This is a genomic window from Reichenbachiella sp. MALMAid0571 (assembly GCF_040151475.1).
Taxonomy (GTDB): Bacteria; Bacteroidota; Bacteroidia; order Cytophagales; family Cyclobacteriaceae; genus CAXBNB01.
Genome location: NZ_JBDKWG010000146.1, coordinates 130,300 through 152,947 on the forward strand (window position 1 = coordinate 130,300; position 22,648 = coordinate 152,947).

The 22,648-nt window shown below is 40.0% G+C and carries 17 protein-coding genes and 1 pseudogene; 14 read left to right on the forward strand and 4 right to left on the reverse strand.

All coding sequences use genetic code 11. The features are described from left to right. Positions 1–43: 43 nt before the first annotated feature. Both AAOP42_RS18760 and AAOP42_RS18765 read right to left on the reverse strand, forming a co-directional pair. Entirely contained in the window at positions 44–3,412 is a 3,369-nt protein-coding gene (locus AAOP42_RS18760; protein ID WP_349530112.1) for a methylmalonyl-CoA mutase family protein, read from the reverse strand. 30 nt (positions 3,413–3,442) lie between these two features. After that, positions 3,443–5,773, reverse strand: coding sequence for a patatin-like phospholipase family protein (locus AAOP42_RS18765; protein ID WP_349530113.1), 2,331 nt, complete (start codon positions 5,771–5,773; stop codon positions 3,443–3,445). Between the two features lie 563 nt (positions 5,774–6,336). On the opposite strand from AAOP42_RS18765, the gene AAOP42_RS18770 reads away from it, so the two are divergent. The 13 genes from AAOP42_RS18770 (at position 6,337) to AAOP42_RS18830 (ending at position 19,943) form a co-directional block, all read left to right on the forward strand. Further along, positions 6,337–6,825: a holin family protein gene (locus tag AAOP42_RS18770; protein WP_349530114.1), complete on the forward strand. Its 489-nt coding sequence runs from the start codon at positions 6,337–6,339 to the stop codon at positions 6,823–6,825. Then, positions 6,822–7,652: an N-acetylmuramoyl-L-alanine amidase gene (locus tag AAOP42_RS18775; RefSeq protein ID WP_349530115.1), complete on the forward strand. Its 831-nt coding sequence runs from the start codon at positions 6,822–6,824 to the stop codon at positions 7,650–7,652. Before AAOP42_RS18770 ends, AAOP42_RS18775 begins: the two co-directional genes overlap by 4 nt. A gap of 5 nt (positions 7,653–7,657) precedes the next feature. Then, the gene (locus AAOP42_RS18780; RefSeq protein ID WP_349530116.1) at positions 7,658–9,340 is read left to right on the forward strand and encodes a chymotrypsin family serine protease; all 1,683 of its coding nucleotides are present in this window, start codon (positions 7,658–7,660) and stop codon (positions 9,338–9,340) included. Next, positions 9,328–10,752, forward strand: coding sequence for a hypothetical protein (locus tag AAOP42_RS18785; RefSeq protein WP_349530117.1), 1,425 nt, complete (start codon positions 9,328–9,330; stop codon positions 10,750–10,752). The genes AAOP42_RS18780 and AAOP42_RS18785 overlap by 13 nt, the downstream gene beginning before the upstream one ends. A gap of 11 nt (positions 10,753–10,763) precedes the next feature. Then, positions 10,764–11,243, forward strand: a complete 480-nt coding sequence (locus AAOP42_RS18790; protein ID WP_349530118.1) for a hypothetical protein — start codon at positions 10,764–10,766, stop codon at positions 11,241–11,243. A gap of 50 nt (positions 11,244–11,293) precedes the next feature. Beyond that, entirely contained in the window at positions 11,294–11,632 is a 339-nt protein-coding gene (locus tag AAOP42_RS18795; protein WP_349530119.1) for a hypothetical protein, read from the forward strand. A gap of 5 nt (positions 11,633–11,637) precedes the next feature. Further along, positions 11,638–12,288 carry a PQLLE family protein gene (locus AAOP42_RS18800; RefSeq protein WP_349530120.1) on the forward strand — a complete coding sequence of 217 codons (651 nt, stop codon included), beginning with the start codon at positions 11,638–11,640 and terminating at the stop codon, positions 12,286–12,288. A 12-nt stretch (positions 12,289–12,300) separates the two neighbouring features. Further along, positions 12,301–12,792, forward strand: coding sequence for a hypothetical protein (locus tag AAOP42_RS18805; protein ID WP_349530121.1), 492 nt, complete (start codon positions 12,301–12,303; stop codon positions 12,790–12,792). 313 nt (positions 12,793–13,105) lie between these two features. After that, a complete protein-coding gene (locus tag AAOP42_RS18810; protein ID WP_349530122.1) occupies positions 13,106–13,534 on the forward strand; it encodes a hypothetical protein in 429 nt (142 codons plus the stop codon). Next, positions 13,531–14,772: a ComEC/Rec2 family competence protein gene (locus AAOP42_RS18815; protein WP_349530123.1), complete on the forward strand. Its 1,242-nt coding sequence runs from the start codon at positions 13,531–13,533 to the stop codon at positions 14,770–14,772. The genes AAOP42_RS18810 and AAOP42_RS18815 overlap by 4 nt, the downstream gene beginning before the upstream one ends. A gap of 31 nt (positions 14,773–14,803) precedes the next feature. Beyond that, positions 14,804–17,104, forward strand: a complete 2,301-nt coding sequence (locus AAOP42_RS18820; RefSeq protein ID WP_349530124.1) for a P-loop NTPase fold protein — start codon at positions 14,804–14,806, stop codon at positions 17,102–17,104. A gap of 190 nt (positions 17,105–17,294) precedes the next feature. Beyond that, on the forward strand, positions 17,295–18,947 hold the full coding sequence (gene recN, locus AAOP42_RS18825; protein ID WP_349530125.1) for a DNA repair protein RecN: 1,653 nt from the start codon (positions 17,295–17,297) through the stop codon (positions 18,945–18,947). A 129-nt stretch (positions 18,948–19,076) separates the two neighbouring features. Continuing rightward, the gene (locus AAOP42_RS18830) at positions 19,077–19,943 is read left to right on the forward strand and encodes a PIG-L deacetylase family protein (protein WP_349530126.1); all 867 of its coding nucleotides are present in this window, start codon (positions 19,077–19,079) and stop codon (positions 19,941–19,943) included. Between the two features lie 29 nt (positions 19,944–19,972). Here the strand turns inward: AAOP42_RS18830 and AAOP42_RS18835 are convergent. Next, positions 19,973–20,182, reverse strand: a pseudogene (locus AAOP42_RS18835) (transposase); the annotation flags it as partial. Between the two features lie 99 nt (positions 20,183–20,281). Here AAOP42_RS18835 and AAOP42_RS18840 point away from each other — a divergent pair. Further along, positions 20,282–21,451, forward strand: coding sequence for a cystathionine gamma-synthase (locus AAOP42_RS18840; protein WP_349530233.1), 1,170 nt, complete (start codon positions 20,282–20,284; stop codon positions 21,449–21,451). 22 nt (positions 21,452–21,473) lie between these two features. Here AAOP42_RS18840 and AAOP42_RS18845 read toward each other — a convergent pair whose 3' ends face one another. After that, complete coding sequence (locus AAOP42_RS18845; protein WP_349530127.1) at positions 21,474–22,628, reverse strand: sulfotransferase; 1,155 nt, start codon at positions 22,626–22,628, stop codon at positions 21,474–21,476. Between the last annotated feature and the right edge of the window lie 20 nt (positions 22,629–22,648).

Below are 22,648 nucleotides of genomic sequence, written 5' to 3' on the forward strand. Positions count from 1 at the left end.
AGAAGGTGAAAATCAATAGATTACCCAACTTCGTAAAGTAGAATTACATATTTCTTCTGTATTGACCTCCTACTTCAAACAGTGCATTGGTGATTTGTCCCAAAGAGCAATATTTCACTGTTTCCATCAACATTTCAAAAATGTTTTTATTCTGAATGGCTGTGTTTTGAAGGTTTTTGAGCATTTGTGGAGCTACTTCTTCATTTGTCTTGTGTAGATTTTGAAGCATCTTTATTTGATGGTCTTTTTCCTCTTTTGTGGCTCTGATCACTTCACCAGGAATGATGGTTGGAGAGCCTTTGGAAGACAAAAAAGTATTGACACCTATGATGGGAAATTGACCTGAATGTTTCAGGGTTTCATAGTACAAGCTTTCTTCCTGAATTTTCGTTCGTTGATACATAGTTTCCATAGCACCCAATACACCTCCCCGTTCATTTATGCGATCAAATTCCAACAATACTGCCTCTTCTACCAGGTCAGTTAATTCTTCGATGATAAATGATCCCTGCAATGGATTTTCATTTTTGGACAAACCCAACTCCCGGTTGATGATCAACTGAATAGCCATAGCACGCCGGACAGATTCTTCGGTTGGTGTGGTAATGGCCTCATCATAGGCATTGGTGTGCAGAGAATTGCAATTGTCGTATATGGCATACAAGGCCTGCAGGGTAGTACGAATGTCGTTGAAATCTATTTCCTGTGCATGAAGCGACCTGCCACTGGTTTGAATGTGGTACTTGAGTTTTTGAGACCTTTCGTTTGCTTTGTACTTGAGCTTCATGGCCTTGGCCCATATTCTTCTTGCCACACGACCTATTACAGCATATTCCGGGTCAATTCCATTGGAAAAAAAGAAAGAAAGATTCGGTGCAAAATCATCAATATCCATCCCTCTACTTACATAGTATTCTACAAATGTAAATCCATTGGACAAGGTCAACGCCAGTTGGGTGATGGGGTTGGCACCTGCCTCCGCAATGTGGTATCCGGAGATGGATACCGAATAGAAATTTCTGATTTTTTGGTCTATAAAATACTGCTGTACATCTCCCATTATTCGCAGCGAAAATTCCGTAGAAAAGATACAGGTATTCTGTGCCTGATCTTCTTTCAATATATCTGCTTGCACTGTTCCCCTTACCTTTGCCAGGGTTTTAGATTTGATTTTTTGATAGACATCTTCCGGTAATACCTGATCTCCGGTAACTCCGAGTAGCATAAGTCCAAGTCCATCATTGCCATCGGGAAGTATTCCGGCATATTGTGGTCTTTGAGTTCCCTTTTTGGCATAAATAGCAGCTATTTTCTTTTCTACTTCATCTTCCAGGCCATTTTCTTTGATATACAATTCACATTGCTGATCAATGGCAGCATTCATAAAAAAGGCGCAGACAGTGGCTGCCGGGCCATTGATGGTCATTGATACTGAAGTGGTTGGTTTACATAAGTCAAAACCGGAGTACAATTTTTTTGCATCATCCAGACAGCAAATATTCACTCCGGAGTTTCCGGTTTTGCCATAAATATCCGGACGGAAATCCGGATCTTCACCATAGAGTGTTACTGAATCGAAAGCTGTGGATAGTCGTGCAGACGGTAAATCTTTGGATACGTAATGAAACCGTTTGTTTGTCCTTTCTGGAGCCCCTTCTCCAGCAAACATTCTGGTTGGGTCTTCTCCTCGTCTCTTAAAAGGAAACACCCCCGCAGTATATGGAAATTCGCCTGGTACATTTTCCTGCAAAGTCCATTTGAGAATGTCGCCCCAGCCTTCATATTTTGGTAAGCAGACTTTTGGTATTTTAGAGTGAGACAAGGATTCTGAAAACAGATTGACATGAATGTCTTTGCCCCTAACCTGATATGTAAAGTCGTTGGAATTGTACGCATTAAGCTTTTCTTTCCATGTCTCAATGATTTTGAGATTGTGTGGATCAAGGTCAAGTCCTTTTTCTTTGTAAAGGGCATCCAGTTTGGTTTGTAGTTCCTGATCTTCGGTAAGGGCAATAGTTTTTTTGATGCTGTACAGGTTTTGCGCAATCTCTTGTTGTCTTTCTACCCATTGGCCATAATTCCTGATACTGTCTGTGATTTCTGATAAGTATCGAATACGTTTTGGTGGAATGATTAAATTTTTCTCAGACAATTCACTTGATGAAGGAAAAGAGGATTTTAGGTTCCATTCGGGATTTTCACCCAGCCTATTCAGAATTGCCCGATACAGCGTATTCATCCCCGGATCGTTGAACTGCGACGCAATAGTGCCATATACTGGCAAATCAGAGTCAGGTGAATCCCACAATTGATGGTTGCGCTGGTATTGCTTTTTGACATCACGGAGTGCATCCAATGCACCTCTTTTGTCAAATTTATTTAAGGCTATAATGTCAGCGAAATCGAGCATATCAATTTTTTCCAGCTGTGTAGCTGCGCCATATTCAGGCGTCATGACATAAAGTGATAAGTCTGAATGCTCTACGATTTCTGTATCCGATTGACCAATTCCAGATGTCTCCAGAATGATGAGGCCGAAGTTGGCAGCTTTTACTATGTCAACAGCCTGTTGCACATATTTTGAAAGTGCCAGGTTAGATTGCCTGGTAGCAAGCGAGCGCATATATACCCGGGGATTGTTGATAGAGTTCATGCGTATCCTGTCTCCAAGTAAGGCTCCCCCTGTTTTTCTTTTGGAAGGATCTACAGAAATAATGGCTATGGTTTTGTCCTCAAAATCAGCCAAAAACCGACGTACCAGTTCATCTACCAGAGAAGACTTGCCCGATCCTCCGGTTCCTGTTATGCCCAGTACAGGTGGGAGTGATTTTTTTTGGTCATTGTATATTTTGGATAAAACAGGGGTTGACTTTTCCGGAAAGTTTTCTGCTGCAGAAATAAGTCGGGCGATAGATTTGGTATTCTTTTTAATAAGACCGTCAGTTTCCTCATTCAATTTATCGCCTATGGGAAAATCACTGGCAGCTACCATGTCGTTGATCATTCCCTGTAAGCCCATTGCCCGTCCGTCATCCGGAGAATATATCCGGGCTATTCCGTAATCATGTAATTCTTTTATTTCACTGGGTAAGATTGTACCTCCTCCTCCACCAAATATTTTGATATCTCCACTGTTGTTTTCCAAAAGCATGTCATACATGTATTTGAAATATTCAACATGGCCACCCTGATAAGATGTGATGGCAATGGCTTGCGCATCTTCCTGAATCGCACAATTGACTATTTCACTGACAGACCTGTTATGCCCCAGGTGTATCACCTCTACACCTGTGGACTGAATGATTCTCCTCATGATGTTGATGGCAACATCATGGCCGTCAAATAAGGATGCGGCTGTTACTATGCGGATATGATTTTTGGGAATATAGGGGGGTATTATGGTTTGACTCATTTCATTTGGCAATCAAGGTCACAAAAATACCTAATGTTTGGAATTTTCGGTTCCAACGGCAGTTTGTGTTTCATTTTCAGAACCTTCAGATTCTGAAAATTCAACCAATTCTTTCAGCCTCCTCAGTGATTCCTGATTGGATGGCTGATGGATGTTGTTGATAATATTGGTCTTTTCTTTTTTCGTCAAATGCCAGCTCAATGACGCCCGTTCCAATTCTTTTTGCCAGATTTCCTGAGCTTTATTTATAAATGCTTTTTTCTCAAAAATACTGAGCGTATTGTATTCCAGGCCTATTAAATCTATTTCTCCACCGAACCATTCATTGGCAAAAGTCAGTTTATAATCGTTACTGATGTCCTGTGAATTGCCCAAATTGTTATAAACGCTGCTGATAGGTACGGAAATTCGTTCAAGAATAGAAAGGTTGCTCCTTTCCTGAATAGGTGCGTCTTTTCGGGTATCTCTTACGGAAAGGATGATGACACCACTGGTGTTGTCTGCAATCCAGTCTTTAAAATTGTACAGGAATTTTAAAGCATCAGAAATCCCGAAATTATCCGAAACCCCTGCATCCATGATTTCTATTACCGGTTTGCTTGGCAAGGTCAGGTTTGGAGTGACATAAGGAAATGATGCATTCATTCTCAAAGCCGTCAGTATTTTTAAATTCTCTGCCTTTTGGTCTTTGAAAAACTGGAGAAAATCAACGCTGCTATTCTTGTATATAATGTGTCCTTCTCTGTCTTTGGCGAAAATATTCATGTAAGTGACCGGCTGTGGAGACATGTAGAGCTTGCGTCCATCCAATGAAACAGTTGGCCCTAAAATCATCATGGGTATGCGGGACTGAAATTCGGCCTGTTTGTAATCAATCAGTTTCTTGTCCAGTACAAAATCGGTATTGGAATTCAGTTGATTTTCAAATTCATATCCCCGGTCTTTTAGGTATTTTTTCCCTTCATAAGTATAAAATTGATTTCGAAGGATCAGGTCATTGACCACCAGGCTAAAGATGATCGGATTAAGGTTGTCTTTTGAAATATTATTTAAGGCAGCATGTTTGTCGAATTGAGGAGTACTCAACTTTAATTCTCTAAAATAGGCTGCACCGAAAGCCCCACCGGAGGCACCAGTGATCAGTATGGTATGATCCATCAACTTACCGTGGAGTAAACTGTCTGCATGGAGGAGGGAATTAAAAGTCCAAAGTGCTGCCCTTTGTCCACCACCGCTTACACACAGGAAGATCATTTTTTGCTTTTTGCCTTCGGGCCATTTTGCCTTCCAGTTTTCCAGAATTTGCAGCGTATGGATTTTGTCTTTTTCGATATTCTCATAAGAATTTTTTTGCTTCAGGGTTTCTATCGAGTAGTCTGCTTTTTGCACGTCATAATCCAATCCCGGAGTTTCATAAACAGCATTGATAACACCTGACTTCATTAGCATATTGATCAAAAAGAAAATCACCAGCGAGACGGCAATTGACCACTTGTGAAACCAATAGGAAACCGCTCCTGTGAGCATTGTAAAAATAGTAAGCATAAGCAGTACACTGGCGGCTGCCGGAATCTGAAAATAAGGAATATCTATGAAGAACCTAAGTAGAAAAATAAAAGCAATCAGCGTTGTTTCTATTACTACAGAATTAAAATGGTTTTGGTTAAAAACTTTTAATATGGCATCCTTGTCATAGAAATAAAAAAGGTCGCTCGTAGGGTTTACCTTCAGTTTGAGGTCAAGGTAAGACTCTACCTGATGGGTTTTAGTTTTACTCTCTTTGAGTTGATTGAGTGCTTTTTGACGGTGTAGCTTGTTTTTCTTTAAGGTACGATCCACTTCTCCGGCCAGATATTTAAAGATGTCTTTGTTGGTCCAGCTGAAGTAGAGGTAGAGCAAAATAAAAATGCTGGTGATCCCAAGCATTAGTCCCACAATCATGGAAATGATATTCCAGGTGCTCGAGTATTCATTGTCTATTTGAAACCTGATAATCGCAACTACATATACTATAAGAGTAATTAGGGGAATCAAGCTGTTGTTGATGGAAAATTTGCTGAATGGCTTTTCTAAAATGCCAATAAATGAATAATCGGAACCATATAATATGTAACACGAAATGTGAAAGGCAACAATAAAACCACCGAAAGTGATGCCTACCATATAGAAGCTCAAAAAACCCACATGATCCAAATACTCAGGATCCAGAAATAAATATGGTATGCCGTAAACCCTCCCGAAATTTTGAGTTGTAACCAATACAATCATGATCCAACTACCCAGAATCAGCTGATTGCTTTTGAGATGTCTGACAAAAAGCTGGACAGGAAATGAATAATATAGTTGTTTGAGTGCTTTCAATTTTGTCCTTTTTTAATCGGTTTCAATTTAGACAAGAAAGGTGAAATAACCCGAGTCTCACAAGTTTGTTATTTGGTTTATTGGAAAAGAGAAAGAGCAATATCGTGTTTGTGATGGATTTTGAGTCATGAAAATATCAAAATACAAAACTAACCTCCTGGGGCAAACGCATTTAAAAATTCTTACTATCCCCAGACTCCTGTCTCGGCAGGCGAGTGTTCTGGGGTCTGTTAGAGTTGCCTATAACTCTAACAGATACCGTAACTGGTACGGTAAGGAGGTTTTGTTTTTAAATGCGCTTGCCCTGACCAATCCCCCATCAAGGCAGATTATTGAATTTAACCCACTTACTTGCGGAGTTTAATTGTAATTATACAATGTTATTTATTGTAATAATATATTATGTGTTTTTTGATATACCAACTTTAATTATAATTATTCAAACAAAATAGCTGCTATTTTTATTTTATTGAATGTTATATTATGGATAATAATATTTATTCTATAAATTTTCTACTACCAGCTATTCATAACTAGTTTATTACCAACCTAAACTTTGGTTTATGAGTATTTTCAGTAATATTCTTGGAACAGGTGCTTCTGAAATCCTGAATGGTGTGAACAGCATCATTGGAAAATTTAAGATAAGCCCTGTCGAAAAGGAATCCTTTAAGCTCCAACTCGAAAGCCTGCTCCAAAAGCGTGATCAGGAAATCGAAGAAACCTACCGACAGGAAATTCTTGCCAAATCCGAAGTTATCAAAGCGGAACTCGCCCAGGGTGACAACTTTACCAAAAGGGCCCGACCCAGTGTGGTCTATCTGGGTTTGATTTTTATATTCCTTGTACATGTACTCCTACCCATAGTAAGCCACTTATCCGGTAAGGCCGTGCCTGACATAAGCCTGCCCGAAGAGTTTTGGTGGGCATGGGGCAGTGTGGTAAGTGTATATGGCATAGGCCGCTCTTTTGAAAAGACGGGGGTTAGGAACCGACTGACCGGGATCATTACAGGCAGTGGTGCTGATAAAGTGGAGGAAGCGAAAGGATGATTAGTATCAGCGACCATAGGATCGAAGGAGCGAAATGGCAGGAAAGCCCTAATACAAGCGACCTTTTCAATGCAGGCCTTCCCGACACCATAGTAGTGCATTTTACCGGGGGCAGGAGCGCCCAAAGCTCTGCCGACTGGCTTTGTAATCCTGAAGCCAAGGCTTCTGCCCATATCATTATAGCCAAAGACGGCAGCATTATTCAATTGGCCGGGTTTGATACCATTGCATGGCATGCAGGCATTAGCAAATGGCAAGATCGAACAGGGCTTAACAAATACAGCATAGGCATAGAGATAGACAATGCCGGACGACTGGAGGAGCGGGTGGACGGCTACTACACCTGGTTTAAAACGAAAGTAGCCGATAAGGACGTAGTGAAAGGAATACACCGCAATGAAAGCACCCCCTCCTACTGGCAAGCTTTCACGGACAAGCAAGTAGAAACGACCGAAGCTATCTGCCTTGCCTTGATGCAGGCTTACCCGATCACAACCATACTGGGGCATGAAGAGATCAGCCCGGGGAGAAAGATAGACCCGGGACCGGCCTTTCCCCTGGACAACATGAGAAGCCGCCTCCTGGGAAGAAAAGATGAGGGAGAAGGAAAGGCCCTGATCACTGAAGAATCTGGGGAAAACAGGCGCATGGGCATAGTGACCGCCAACAAACTAAACGTACGCACCATGCCCTCTGCCACCAGCAGCAAAGTAACTGAGCCCCTAACCAAAGGCAGTTTGGTGAAGATACTGGAAGAGCAGGAAGGTTGGTACAAAGTAAAAATAGAAGAAGAGGGATGGGTGAGTAGGGAGTATGTAAAAGTATAAATGGTATGATGAATTTTTTTGGTAAAAAAACTGAGCCTGGAAAATGGATGAGAAGATACACCATATACTTGGTTCTGGTCACTATTGCGTATTTAATAGTACATTTTTCAAGTAATATCCCAAAAAGACAACTGGTTAATTTCAATCAAGCAGAGGTTGATTTCATTGTAGCTGTAAAAGTGGATACAACAAACAAGAATGCACAGAAAGAGATAATTCAAAGTTATCTTTTCCATACTGGTTATCCAAAGAGTTTAGATTTTGAGGAGCTTTGGTTGATAATTGAAGAATTAGACTCAACGGAACTAAGACAATTTTTAACAAAATATGAAATAGAAGAATCTTCGCCATTCTGGTTGACGGGTAATATGGTATTTTTCGAGATCATATTTTGGTCATGGTTTGGAGTATTAGCCAGTTTACTTTTTCACGGTACAGAAGCCATACGAAAGGGAGAGTTTGACATTAAGGAAGAATCAGTCCATTGGGCCAAATTGTTGTATTCCCCCCTAGTGACCATTGTGCTGATATTAAGTCTTGATGCTCTATCCAACAATGATCACATCAGTATTGATGGATTTGATTACTGGCTGATAGTTTTATCATTTGTATTGGGCTATTACTCAAGAAGGGCAATCGATCTCTTGGATAGGGTTAAGGATATCGTTTTTAGGTCTAGCAGTCCCAAAGACACAACCAACGTTTCAAATCACCAACTCGACAATTTCCAATCGCTTTCCATTGAAGAAAAAAAAAGAATTCTCAGGTTGTGCAAAACTAATTTACAGAAAGAATGGATAGGTAAATATGATGGATTGCATAGTGTTAAAGTAGCTGAAAAGAATCCTTCCGATTGGCGATTGATTTTTATTGTGGATGAGAAAAAAGAGTTGGTAGACGTACAAAATTTAGTACCAGACTTTATTCCATTTACTGTGGACAACAATAAATACAAACTACCAACGGCTGTCAAAGGCTCAGGTAAGGCAAGCAATGATGTATATAATCCAAATCAACCCAAAACTATTTGCAGTCAAAATCCCAAGAAACCGGGATGTAGTATTAGCAGACTCAAAACTGATTTAAATGATACCGGAAGTATTGGTTTGAAAGTATGGAGGGAGGTAAATGGGCAAAAGAAATATTTCTTGTTGAGTTGTTACCATGTGCTTTGCTCTATTGAGTTTAAACAAGGAATTTATGATTTTGATAAATCCAAGGAAACAAACTTCGATATTATTTCACCAAGTAAAAAAGATGGTGGAAGCCAAGTTTTAGCAAAAGTATCTGAAGGAAGATATACTGATTTTTTGGATGCTGCGATCGCAGAACTTATTAATCCATCTGACTTAGAAGAAAACATTTCCGGTGTAACATCTGCGCCAATTGGCAAAATAAGCGTAACCACTGAACATGAAGAAATGTACATCATTATGAGTGGTCGAACCTCAGGCAAACAATATGGCGAAATCATAGAATACTCAACGTTTGTGACAATTGACGGCCATACTACATACGATGTGATCATGACATCAAAAATGTCTAAAGGAGGTGATTCAGGAGCCATTGTTGTCGATACACTTGGACGGCTTGTTGGAATGGTGAAGGCCGGGGATAATGAGCACACCTATTTAATCCCAATAGAAAGAATTCTCAACTACTTAAATATAAACCCATGCTACGTTTAATAGTATTACTCTTGTTTTCTTGCTGTACAATAGCAGTTCTCATCGCTCAGCCCAAAAAAATTACTAACAAACTCATTGACTATTCTGATCTTAAGAAAGCGGGAACAGGTTTTTTAATTGAATTCGAATATGACAAAAAAAATCCGGCTGAAGTTGCAGATAAGGCTAGCTTTAGTATTAATGGAATCTCTAGTGCTGATGTTGGTTTGATAGAAGTTAAAAATGATAAGGGAATCCCCTTAAAACCAGGTTCACATGCAACAGACAAACTACCTTATTCCATAACTAAGAATATCTTGGTTCTTGACAAAGGCACATCAAGTCATAAATTCACGATCACCTATTCTCCAACTGGTGGTACTGCCATTGACCATGACTTAGAAATAAAAGCAACTGAAAAAAGCACCGAGAAGCCTATAACTGGTGCTACTATAACTACTGAAATAAATAGCTATATAGCCAAAGCCAACGAATATATTCGTCAAAATGAAATTAAGGAAGATAGGAAAAGAAACATCTACATGAAAGGCAATCAAGTATATATTTTTTTAAGTGAGGATGGTAGCATACTCAAATCAGATTTGCCAACTACAGCAATCCAAGAATATGTATATCATTTCATTGTCATTTCATGCAAAAACTGTAAACATACCAGCAAGCTCAAACTTGAAGTGGAAGGAAGTTACAACCCTTCTTATTTGAACTTTGTGCTAAACGAGGACAAAGAACTCCAATCTGAAAAAGAAAATAATAAACATGACCCTCCAATTTATGAAGCCATCCATTATGGTAGCTACGGCCCATTTACAGATAGTTTTAAAGTTAAAGTATCCAAGATTGACGTTGAGGATCAGAAAAAGGATCAAGTAATTTTTGAAAGATCAGTAAAAATTGCCAAACTCTATCATGTGTCCATATCCACAGGTCTATTTAATACAACTCTCAAAAATCCTCAGAACATTGAAATAGCTGATCGAATTCAAAGCGGAGTAGCTATGGGTGATTCTACATTAATTGCTGATGATCCTAAAATGAGAGGTGTTATCACAATAATGGCTACATATTATCCAGGAGGGAGAAGCTTCTTATTCCCTCCAACAGGAAATATTTTTGACCCAAGTAGAATTGGAGTGTTGGTTGGTGCTCAATTGAACGACAACCTACAAGAAAACTTCTTTTTAGGCTTATCTTCTGATTTTGCCAGAGGTGGGTCTTTTGCCATCGGCATACACTGTGGCCGAAGAAATTTTATTACGGGAGGTGATTACAGCGATTTTAATTACGGAACCGACAAGTTCATTGGTGAACTAAAAGTGAAAAAAGAATGGGATATAGGCATATTCTTTGGAGCTGTCATTGATGCCAGGGTAGCACTTCAATTATTTAAGGGTATTGGAGGAGGTGACAATTAAAATAGTTGGTTATGAGCAATAGATTATTAAAATATGCTGTGTGTTTGCTTCCCCTTTTAATTAGTTGCAATCGTAGTACAAATGTTGTGGTTTACCCTTCCAAGGTCAGTACTTCAGTAGTTTCGTCTACATGGATGAGCGAATCAAGTTATAACTCCTCTGTAATAAGGGCTGAATCATCATTGAGCGGAACAGAACTTACAACAGAAATTAGGAGTATTTTATCTAGGCTTTCTTTCGAGATTCAATCGGATAAAGATGACACTATAATTACAAAACCTTATAAGATTGATGGCAGAGAAATGAGATTGAATATTCGTTACCAAGGTAATATTGTATTGGTCTCAGGAGACCAAGGTTCAAATTCTTATGGCGGTGGCGTTAATTGGAAACCGATTATTAGAGATACGCATCCGTGGGGCTCACCATGGTGGGAGCGCATGAATGTATTTGCGAAGGTCATTGGAGATCTTAGCTTAGGCTATAAATGAAGGGGTAGAAAATTTGTTGTTTGTAATATTATAATAGTGATAGGTCAAAATTGTTATACAATCCCCAGACTAGTCAATGCCGTCCTCTGGATCTCGACAATCTATTCAATGGCCTGCTGGCATCAGAAAATCACTACAAATCCCAGCGGGATAGCTTTTCATACACATATGAAAAGAAGGAATTGCATTCAAAAAACAACAGCTACCGACCCACAAGTCAAAGCTACCAACTAAACTATGACAGCTACCACGAAAAATTCGCAGCTACCATCCAAAGCATGATATCTACCAGACCATATACGACAGCTACCAACCTAAATGTAATATCTACCACTATAGACATGCCAGCTACCAGGAATATGCCATTTTTTAACCATCAAATACTATAAAGACGATGAAAACGAACACAATCGATGCGAGAATGCTGAATGCGCAGGTTGCAATCGACAATGCGCTGGGCAATGACACGATCAAAGCAGCCCTTGCCCTCTTCGGCTATGATGAAGCCAAACTCAATGAAGGGCAAGCCCTGTATGAAGATGCCTCTGGCAAACAAAACAAGCAAAAACAGGAATACGGTGAGCAGTACCAGGCCACCGACGCACTAGATGCTGCCATGTCTGCGGCAAATGCGGTGTATATGCGACATGTTAAAATTGCCCGAATTGCGCTAAGGGCACAAAGGGGTGTCGCTCAGGCTTTGGATCTGGACGGACGGAGAAAGCAAACCTATTCCGGCTGGATCAATCAGGCATCCGTCTTCTATACCAACGCCCTGGCAGATGCTGGCATAAAAACCGCACTGGCACAATTTGGTATCACCGACCAAGCCCTCACAGACGCTTTGGCAGCAATAAAAGACGTAGAAGCCAAACTTGCTGCACAGCTCAAAGAAAAAGGGGAAGCGCAGGATGCCACCAAAGTACGAGATGAGGCTTTTGAAGAGCTACAGGACTGGATGAGCGATTTTGTGGCTATCAGTAGGATCGCTTTGGAAAACGACCCGCAGTTGTTGGAAGTATTAGGAATTGTAGAACCCAGTTAAAACCAAAAACTTATGAATAGAGTTGCTTTTTCTCTAATTACCTCATTTTTAATATTGATGTCTTGTAATCGTCAGGTTAGTTCAGGAAGAACGAATGTATCTGTAATCACACACCAAACTGCCCCCGCTATTTGGTCAACAACTCCTCTTTCTACTTCGTCACGTATAAAAGTGGCAACTAATCAACCATCATCTGTATTACAGAACATTCTTGTTACGGGACTCCCTCGCATGGGCTTTCCTATAGTTCAAAACACGGGTTCATACCTTGAAACCAAATCATATCAAGCGGAAACACAATCCGTGAGAGTCAAAGCATGGATTGAAGAACAAAGCGTTATCCTGAGCTCTGAAGTGGAGACTTTCTCCCAGTCAAATTATGGCTTGCCAGAATCGACTGGTTTTATCCCATGTAGTAAAGGAAATAGTACATATGGTTCAGAGTGCTGGAGAACCATATTAGTTTTAGCCAATCATATAGAAGGCACACAATATTACCAGTAGTAATTAGAGTCTGTCTATAAAGTACGATCCATGCTTTACTAAGCTTTTAAAGATTGGTAAAGCTGTTAAAACAGTAAGCTTTAAGAATCCTGAAAGGCTTCTCAAAGCACATTATAGACAGACTCTAATTAATGGTAGAAACATCAGGCAATCAAAATCATTATGGCTAAAGAAAAAAAGAATACCTACTTGAATGTGTTACTTTCTGCTGGACTCCTTGGGTTTACTTAATCCTTCAAATGAAAGAATAGGCAGTTCATTCAAGCACTGTAAGAACAAACATTATTCTAACTAACACTAAACCAACAAAACCATGGAAACAATACCAGAATGGCTGGGGATATTCATCGTCCTGGCTCCAATTATCATCTTTGTGCTTACCATGCTGGCGATCAAAAACCGCCTGACCGATCAGAACGTAAATCTGACAGACTTACTGGCTGAAACGGAAGTAGAAATAAAAAACCAGGCGGATGCTCAGGCTGCCAGGGCAAACAATGAGGCTGCCCCTCCTGTCCCAGTGTCAACCAAACGAAGTGCCAGCAGGTTAATCCTCTTCCTTTCGGGAGTTACAAGCCTGGTTTTGGCTGTGTGTATCACTACCTTTTATTTCTACATGAATATCTACTGCATCAATTGCGCTGTGGGATTAGACCTGTCTGACTTCACCAATGTATTGCTGGCGTTGGGTATCGGCGTGGTACCTTATTCTGTGAATCAGGTGAAAAAGATCAGGTTATGAAAGCACTGGCAATGGGAATATTGCTGCTGCTTTCAGTTGCAATGCAAGCCCAGTACCTGGAGTCGTATCGAAATACGAGCTTGAAGAAAGAACCAAATAGTTCATCTGGCCAGGTGCTTGGATCAGATATAGCGAAAGGGGATTGGTTGCACCTGTTGGATAGTGGCAAGCAAGCCAACGGCTACTATAAAGTGAAAATCCATGGTACCAATACAAAGGGGTGGATTTACCGCTCTCTGGTCAAGCGTAAACAAGGCAAAATCCCCACTTTTTTAAAAGACTTTACCGGAGTAGAAGTCACCGTGATAGATGTTGGTGCGGGTCTGAGTTGCCTTATCAAACTGCCTGACAACAGGTATTTTGTATATGATGGCGGACGAGGCTACAATGCCTGGAGGTACATTACCGGAGTGGTAGATAGCAGCATACCCATCGAAAAACTTTTTTTGAGCCACACCGATGACGACCACTGGGGCAGTGTGGCAAAGCTCGCTGAAAGCTACCAAATCAAAGAAGCACTTTACACCTCCTACAGAACAGAACCTTTACCACAATATGCAGAAGCTGGTGTTGCGGCACTGAAGACGGAGGAAGGCATCAACAGAATTGACCTAAAGAGCCATCCACTAAAACCAGGACATGTACTTTTCTCTGAAGGAGAAACCAGGCTCACCTTTGTTTCCGGCTTTGGCAAGCTGCCGGAGTACTGGGACTTAGGGTCAGACCACTCAAAAGCCAACAATGGGGTGAGCATCGTGTTGCGGTTAGATTATTACGATATGTCCGTCCTGTTGACAGGCGATGCAGTTGGGCTTGACGATTGCAAAACCAACTGTGATTGCCCTGCAGAGTGCATTGCTACCGAGCGGTTCATGCTCGACTCAGCCAGAAACCTGCTCGATGTGGATGTACTGATAGCTGCCCATCATGGAGCATACAACGCCAACTGTTCGGATTTTATAGAAGCAACATCTCCGGAATATGTCGCTTTTTCAGCCGGGGGGATGTACCGTCATCCGAGAAAACTCACCGTAGATCGTTTTATTGAATTTGGAGTGGATGAACAGCATATATTCCGAACCGACAAAGGAAAAAAACAAAAGGACGGTAGCAAAGATTGTGCTGACGAATGGGATGGCTGGGATTCCACAGATACCGGATCAGACGACTCACTCGACGACCATATCAAAATCCAGATGTCTAACAGAGGGAGGTTGATTGTGGATTATTTGGAGTAAATTTTCTACTTAAATATCATAACTTGGTAGCATGGCTAAACTCGCATATACTCCAGCAGCATTATTCCTGCTTCGCTACTTAAATTACAATAAAACTCTCGGTAAATCTGGCTACCATAACGCATCAAACCTTGTTGAAGAATTTTTTCCAAACTACCTTAGTTCGGAATTAGAATATGATCTGTATCGCCTAGAAAAAAATGAACTAATTAACGTTGATAGACAAAATTCTGAGTTTTCAGCAATAATTACAGATGCAGGGAGAGAATATTTCGAAACTAATCGTCGAGATTTTGAAAGTTTTGATAATTTTTTTCTGGAAAAGGACTTCTTTCCCGAAGGCAATCCTTCTCCCATTCCACTAAAAAAACCTAATTCTAGATCGAATCTTAAAAAGAAGGATGATTCATCTGAAAAGAGAAACGATGAAATCATTCTAAAGCATGCACTATCACATCAACTAGAGGACATTGAGTTACATGAAGAGGGTTATAAATACCAAGGTTTAATAGGATATATAAATAATAAAGAGAGTGATGAGGTCAAAATGACGATTCTTAACGAAGTGTATTTAATAGATGAAGATGATTATTTATACTCTACGAACCTATCAAAAGAATCACTTCAGGGACATCAATGGACTCCCAAAAATGGAGAAGAGATTGGTTTGGTAAATTTGGAGCAAAAGGATGGTTGTATTAAGTTATTTAGATTCTTCAAGCAAAGCAATCAGGAAAAAGGATCAGATCACTTTTATTGTACTAAGCCTATTTCGAGTAATATAACTGCTAATGGCTATGTTGACGAAACTCAAAATTTTGAGGAAGTATTTCTATGGAAAGAATCAGGTGAAAATAGATGGCCTGTATATGTGTATTCAAAGACTCCTGATATTAAACTTTTTGAACCATTAAAGGAGCCGGATGACATTAATGGAAAATTCGATTATGAAGCCTTCCTGTGGTCGGATGCTCCTACTGAAACAGACGAATTGGGAAGGGAAAAATTAACAAATGAAGTGATAGGGCTGGTGAGGGAACTTTTCGCTAAGAAAGACTCTACAGGAGCATACACTATCTTGCTCAAGGGTGAATGGGGATCAGGTAAATCATCCATGCTAAATTTTCTGCGAAAGAAACTTGGGAAAGAGGAGTGGAAAATTATAGACTATAATGCATGGGAAAACCAGCAATTCAAAGATCCCTGGTGGATACTTATTAACGCCATAAGTGAAAAAGCTTCAAAGGAAAGTTTCAAAGGTGACTTTGCATCCCATACACGCTGGAAAATGGGTATGCAATATCGAAATAGCTTATGGGCATTAGCATTGATAGCTATCTTTATAGTTAGTGGAATTATTCTTTTCAATTCCAATCCTAACCAAACAACGGGACCCGGTGTAGGTTTTTATGCCAGCATTATTGGCTTAGTTGGTTCTCTTATCAGTGTAATCACAGGTTTAATCAATAATTTCTTCTTTAAAAGTGTGTCTAATGAAGATTTAAAAGAGCGCTTCACCGAGCATCCATTTAAAAAAATCAGGCAAAGGTTTAATGATATTTCCAAAGAAAATGACCTTGCCATATTCATTGATGACTTGGACAGGTGCGAATCAGAACCTACAGTTAAACTCCTGGAAGGTATTCAAACATTATTCAAAGACAATCGGGTGCTGTATATAATTGCTGCGGATGGGCATTGGCTTATAAAATGCTTCGACCAACACTACAAAGAGTTCAGCTCTATAGCTGCACCGGGTCATTCGATTGGTGAAAAATTTCTCGAAAAATCTTTCCAGCTAAAAGTGACAGTGCCTATTCCTGGCAAAAATGCTTTAGATAAATTCTATAATAAACTGATCGGATCGGATTCGAAAGCGGAAATTGAAAACGAAGAAAGTCCTGGCAATCAACAACCCGCAAACCCAGTTATTCAGGAAGACAATTCTGTCGATCAAAATCCACAGGAATCGACTGAAGATATAGATAAAAGTGAAAAAGATAAGGTTATAGAAAACTTGCCTCAATTCTTAAGGGAATTTAGAAATGTCGTTCCAAAAAATCCTCGCCAATTGAAACGCTTTATCAATCAGTACATCATTACCCGAGCTACATTAAAGGTAGAAGGAGTTCCCTTAGATGACAACCCTGAGTTGAATAGAAAAGTGGTTCGTTTTCTTATTTTCTCAATGGAATTTCCATCATTAGCTGACCAATTAAAAAAAGGAGAGATAACCAAAAATGAACTATTTGAAAAAGACAAAGATGACATCAAGAAACTTCTGGAAAATATCGATGAGGAATTGATCAAAGGGGATTTTTATTCCATTTAAATCCTAAGAAGCTTTGAATGAGACTTCTCCCTGCGAATGGCGGAATAAGTTGTTTTTAGTATCAACCAACCGAAGATTATTATAACATGACAAAGTAGGATTAGGTTGAAAAACCCAATTCCAAATCCAAGGAAGTTCCCCCTAAATATATATTTTTGAATTTCTTTAAGAAATTTACCCAGATGCTCTAATGCTCACTAAATTATCCATTCAAAACTATGCATTGATTCGGGAATTGGAGATCGCTCCATCCTCCGGGCTCAATATCATTACAGGAGAGACGGGTGCAGGAAAATCCATTGTGCTCGGTGCAGTCGGGTTACTGCTGGGCAATAGAGCCGACACCAAAGCCCTTTTGCTCAAAGAGAAAAAATGCATCATTGAGGGAGAATTCAATATTGGAAATTATGCGTTGGAAGAGGTGTTTGAAGAGGCTGATTTGGATTATGAAGAGCTGACTATTGTAAGGCGGGAGATTAACCTCAATGGCAAATCCAGGGCATTCATCAACGATGTGCCTACTACTCTTGATGTATTGAAGCAGGTAGGCTTGAAGCTCCTGGACATCCATTCTCAAAACGAAAGTATAGAAATAGTAAAGAAGGATGCGAGGTTAAAAATCATAGATGATTATGCCCAGACGTCCGCTTTGATTGCCGTGTATAAAAAGGCACACTCGGAGTTTAAAGTATCTGAGAAGCGATTGAACGATTTGCTGACCCAACAGGCCAATCTGAGCAAGGAGGAAGACTATAATAACTTTCTTTTAGATGAATTAGTCAAAGCTTCTTTTCAGGCTGATGAACAGGAAACACTCGAAAGTGAACTGAAAGTCCTTGACAATTCGGAAGATATTAAACTAAAACTTTCGCAGGTAGTAGGGGAATTTAAAGAAAACGAATATTCCATTTCTGACAAACTAGCAGAAATGAATCAGCTGCTCCGCAGTACGGCTTCATTTTCCGACAAACTGGAAAATCTCAACGAGAGGTTTGCGTCTTCTCTTACCGAGCTGAAAGATATTGTAGATGAACTGAGTGACGTGCTGGAGTCTGTGGAGCATAACCCACAGCGTATTGAGGAAATCAACTTGCGGTTGGGGTTGTTGTACCAGTTGCAACAAAAGCATCAGGTTTTGGACATAGAGGGGTTGTTGAAAATCCAAAATGATTTGGAGTCAAAAGTAATGGCTACTCAAAATCTGGAAGAAGAGTTGGCGCAAGAGCAACAAGCATTTGAAAAGAGACAAAAAGCCATGCTTGAAGCGGCTGAAAAGCTTTCAGGCAAGAGGACGGCAGTGTTGGATAAATTTTCTGATGACATCAATCAATTGCTCAGCTATGTGGGCATTCCCGATGGCAGGCTGGAAATGACTCATAAAGAAACCGATCCTACCAATACAGGAACTGACGAGGTGGAGATGTTGTTTTCTGCCAATAAGGGGATCGCACCACAACCTGTAGGTCAGGTAGCATCAGGAGGTGAATTTTCGAGGTTGATGCTTTGCATTAAGTATTTGCTGGCGACTAAAACGTCTATGCCAACCATTATTTTCGATGAAATAGATACAGGAGTTTCCGGAGAAATAGCCAAAAAGATGGCTGTGATGATGAAGAGAATGTCTGAAAAACATCAGGTGATTGCGATCAGTCATTTGCCTCAGATTGCCGCTAAAGGTGATGCTCATTATTTTGTTTATAAAAATCAAAATACGGATACCACAGAAAGTTTTATGCGAAAGCTGGATGCTAATGATCATGTACTGGAAGTAGCCAAAATGATCGGTGGGGACAATCCTTCTGAAGCTGCATTGAAAAATGCGAAGGAACTGATTGAGGGGTAGCCTCGTTTGCGGATTTATTCCGCAATCCCTCTGTTTTCAATGCTTTTACCCTTAAATCCTGCCTGAAGTGTCTGGCTTTCAGCTGTACTTTCATTAATTTACTCCCCAGAGTAAACGAAACATATCTGTATGAAAAAGCTTTTAATTTCATCAATCCTGATAGTCCTGTCATTTTTTGTAGTAGCACAAGAGCAAAAACTCAATATAATTGTGTTCGGAGCACACCCCGACGATTGCGATATTGATGCTGGTGGTACTTCTATTTTGTTTTCTAAATTGGGACACAATGTAAAATTCGTTTCACTAACCAATGGAGATGCCGGGCACCAGGAAATGGGTGGAGGCGAATTGGCAAGAATAAGAATGGCTGAAGCGCAGGAAGCCGGAAAACGCTTTGGCGTGACTTACACCGTGCTGGACAATCACGATGGAGAGCTGATGCCAACTTTGGAAAACCGGCTTAAAGTGATTCGTGAAATCAGAAAATGGAATGCCGATGTTGTGATTGCACCCCGGCCAAATGATTACCATCCTGACCATAGATATACGGGAATTCTGGTACAGGATGCAGCTTATATGGTGATAGTACCAAATGTTGCTCCGGATGTACCTCCGTTAAAGAAGAACCCTGTATTTATTTATTCTGAAGATGGATTTCAAAAGCCAAATCCATTTGATCCGGACATAGCGGTGATCATTGATGAGGTATATGATCAAAAGATCTATGCCATGGCAGCACATAAATCACAGTTTTTCGAGTGGCTGCCCTGGACAAGCGGAGCTCTGGACAAAGTACCTGAAGGAGAAAAGGCAAGACTGGAGTATTTGGCAAACTGGCGACTCAATACACCCAATGAAAAAACCAGAGCATGTTTGAAAAAATGGTATGGTGATAAAGCGGCAAGTGCCACTAGAGTTGAAGGATTTGAAATCTGTGAGTATGGGAAACAACCTGCTGATGAAGAAATAAAAAGGCTTTTTCCAATGTTGAAATAAATAATAATCTGAACCCGGTTAATACCAGAGCTGTGATCAAAAGGAACTACGCTGCTACAGCAGGCGAAATTTCTACTACAATTAAAATTTTTGAATTCATTTGTGGTTGTAATGATTTGCCATGCTGTCACTTTTCCAATCCTCATCAACTGAAGTAAGTGATGATCTCGTTTAGACTTTATATAAAAGCAACGATCGAAGGGCTTCTTACGGACATCAATTCCATAAGTTACTTTGATTACTTACTGCTGTTTGCAGGATATTATACTTTGCTAATATCTTAGATTGATTACATTTGTTAAACCGACAACTTAAGATTTAAAGCTGTCAAGATTTAAATTCAATCAGTTAATAAAAAATCGATCAAGATGAAATTTGGGACTAAAGCAATACATGCTGGTATCAAGCCAGACCCTGCAACGGGAGCTATTATGACACCAATTTACCAAACGTCAACTTATGCCCAAACATCCCCTGGAAAACACAAGGGATACGAATATTCCAGAACTCATAATCCTACAAGAACTGCCTTGCAGGAGAATATTGCAGCACTGGAAAACGGAAAGCATGGATTGTGTTTCGCTTCAGGTATGGCAGCTACTGATGCCGTAATGAAATTATTGAAACCGGGTGATGAAGTGCTTTGCTGCAATGACTTGTATGGCGGAACGTATCGCATTTTCACGGAAATATATCAGGAACTTGGCATCAGGTTTAATTTTGTTGACATGCGAGACCTTACGAGGATTTCAAAGCACTTCAATAAAAACGTAAAATTGGTGTGGGTAGAAAGCCCTACCAACCCAATGCTGAACATCATAGATATCAAAGGACTGGCAGGAGTGGCGAAAGACTGGAACGCCCTATTCGTAGTGGATAATACATTTGCCACCCCATACCTTCAAAACCCACTGAATCTTGGTGCAGATGTAGTAATGCACTCTGTAACAAAATACCTTTCCGGTCACTCCGATGTGGTAATGGGTGCCTTGGTATTGAACAAAGACAGCTTGCAAGAAAAATTGGCCTTTATCCAAAATTCTACAGGAGCTATTCCCGGTCCGATGGATTGCTTTTTGGTATTGAGAGGTCTCAAAACACTGCACGTAAGGATGCAGCGTCATTGCGAAAATGGCAGGAGAATCGCTTTCTTTTTAAAATCACATCCGAAGGTGGAAAACGTTTACTGGCCCGGGTTTGATGAGCATCCAAACCACGACATTGCTAAAAAACAAATGAAAGATTTTGGAGGTATGGTTTCATTTGAGTTGGTAGAAGACAGCATAGATGAAGCGATCCGTTTATTGGAAAAATTTAAATTGTTTGCTTTGGCCGAATCTCTTGGTGGAGTTGAATCTCTTTCAGGCCATCCTGCAAGTATGACACATGCCAGTGTCCCCAGAGAAGAACGGCTCAAATCAGGCCTGAAAGATTCATTGATCCGGCTCAGTGTCGGAATCGAAGATGTAGAAGATTTGATAGAAGATCTGGAGCGATCGTTGGCTTAAGTAAATCAGTACTTATGCTTTTTCAAACTAGTGACATGTTTGAAGGATCAGTTTGTGAAGATGGAGTAGCATCGGTAGGATAAAACTCATCAAGCTCTTCAAAAAACAGTTCTTTCTTGATTCTGTTTCTTAAAGCCTCACTGATTGGTCTGTAGTTATTGGATTCAAATTTCCTTATTGATTTTAAGTATGCATCAATATGAGGTTTGGCTTCCTTAAAATTTGGTAAGCCAAGCTCTCTGTAAATTTTTTCAACTTCTGCTTCCGGATGTTCAAGAAGGTCATGGTAGCTTAGTTCTACCAGATTTTCTTCAGGAATTAAATGGCGCTCTTTAAGGTATTTCCCTATTACCTTTTTGTAATAGTCAAAAACCATCTCATCCACTTCTTTTTGTGTAATGTTCTGTAAATATTGAGTACTCACCATGGATTTATACAGATGTCTGGTGGAAAGAAACACATCAATAGGATCCCTATGAATAAAAATAAATTTGGCATTGGGAAAAAGCTCCAACAATTCCTTAACCCTGCTCGTATTGTATGGGTTTTTTAATACCAGCTTTCTCTCATTGTTGTAAAATGAAATAGTCTGGAGACATTTCATATAATCTTTTTGCCACGCTTTTTTTTCTTTTTCACTAATTCCCTGAAACAAATTGTATTTTTTGAAATAAGAATTGTTTTTAGGAAAATGCCAGGAATGCATCCCGGTTCTGGTTGACATGGTGCAAAAGGGTTGTTCTTCTTCGGCCGGTTTATTTAAGTCTATATAAGTATTGTCTTGTGGGCGGGTAGGTGGAACAAGGGGGCTTAATATCCACTTTAGAGAGGTTCTACTCAACAAGGCAACATTAAAAAGAAAAGCCTGATAGTTACTCAAAGTACCAAATTGTGGATCTTCGTGCAAGATATAGTGCAAATGAGTAGTACCACTTCTCCAATGCCCCAAAACAAAAACGGGAGGGTTGTCTTTTAAATTGACTTGCCTGATTTTCTTCTTGTATAAAAACCCCTGAATCCATTGAAGGGGATAAATTATAACACTGATGATTGATATTAAAACAAATTTATGCCAGTACTTCTTATCGAATTGGTTTCTCTTCAGGAGAGAAAACCAAACCCTTGGCCTGGCGAAAAATAGTTGGTGTCCCTGAATTCTGCTGCTTTTTTTACCCATATAATGTATGCAAATTAAAC

Coding starts and splice junctions, on each gene's coding strand:
- recN (WP_349530125.1), top strand. CDS start 17,295: ATGCTCACTAAATTATCCATTCAAAACTATGCATTGATTCGGGAATTG.
- AAOP42_RS18805 (WP_349530121.1), top strand. CDS start 12,301: ATGAATAGAGTTGCTTTTTCTCTAATTACCTCATTTTTAATATTGATG.
- AAOP42_RS18785 (WP_349530117.1), top strand. CDS start 9,328: ATGCTACGTTTAATAGTATTACTCTTGTTTTCTTGCTGTACAATAGCA.
- AAOP42_RS18790 (WP_349530118.1), top strand. CDS start 10,764: ATGAGCAATAGATTATTAAAATATGCTGTGTGTTTGCTTCCCCTTTTA.
- AAOP42_RS18810 (WP_349530122.1), top strand. CDS start 13,106: ATGGAAACAATACCAGAATGGCTGGGGATATTCATCGTCCTGGCTCCA.
- AAOP42_RS18815 (WP_349530123.1), top strand. CDS start 13,531: ATGAAAGCACTGGCAATGGGAATATTGCTGCTGCTTTCAGTTGCAATG.
- AAOP42_RS18760 (WP_349530112.1), bottom strand. CDS start 3,412: ATGAGTCAAACCATAATACCCCCCTATATTCCCAAAAATCATATCCGC.
- AAOP42_RS18830 (WP_349530126.1), top strand. CDS start 19,077: ATGAAAAAGCTTTTAATTTCATCAATCCTGATAGTCCTGTCATTTTTT.
- AAOP42_RS18770 (WP_349530114.1), top strand. CDS start 6,337: ATGAGTATTTTCAGTAATATTCTTGGAACAGGTGCTTCTGAAATCCTG.
- AAOP42_RS18775 (WP_349530115.1), top strand. CDS start 6,822: ATGATTAGTATCAGCGACCATAGGATCGAAGGAGCGAAATGGCAGGAA.
- AAOP42_RS18820 (WP_349530124.1), top strand. CDS start 14,804: ATGGCTAAACTCGCATATACTCCAGCAGCATTATTCCTGCTTCGCTAC.
- AAOP42_RS18845 (WP_349530127.1), bottom strand. CDS start 22,628: ATGGGTAAAAAAAGCAGCAGAATTCAGGGACACCAACTATTTTTCGCC.
- AAOP42_RS18780 (WP_349530116.1), top strand. CDS start 7,658: ATGATGAATTTTTTTGGTAAAAAAACTGAGCCTGGAAAATGGATGAGA.
- AAOP42_RS18800 (WP_349530120.1), top strand. CDS start 11,638: ATGAAAACGAACACAATCGATGCGAGAATGCTGAATGCGCAGGTTGCA.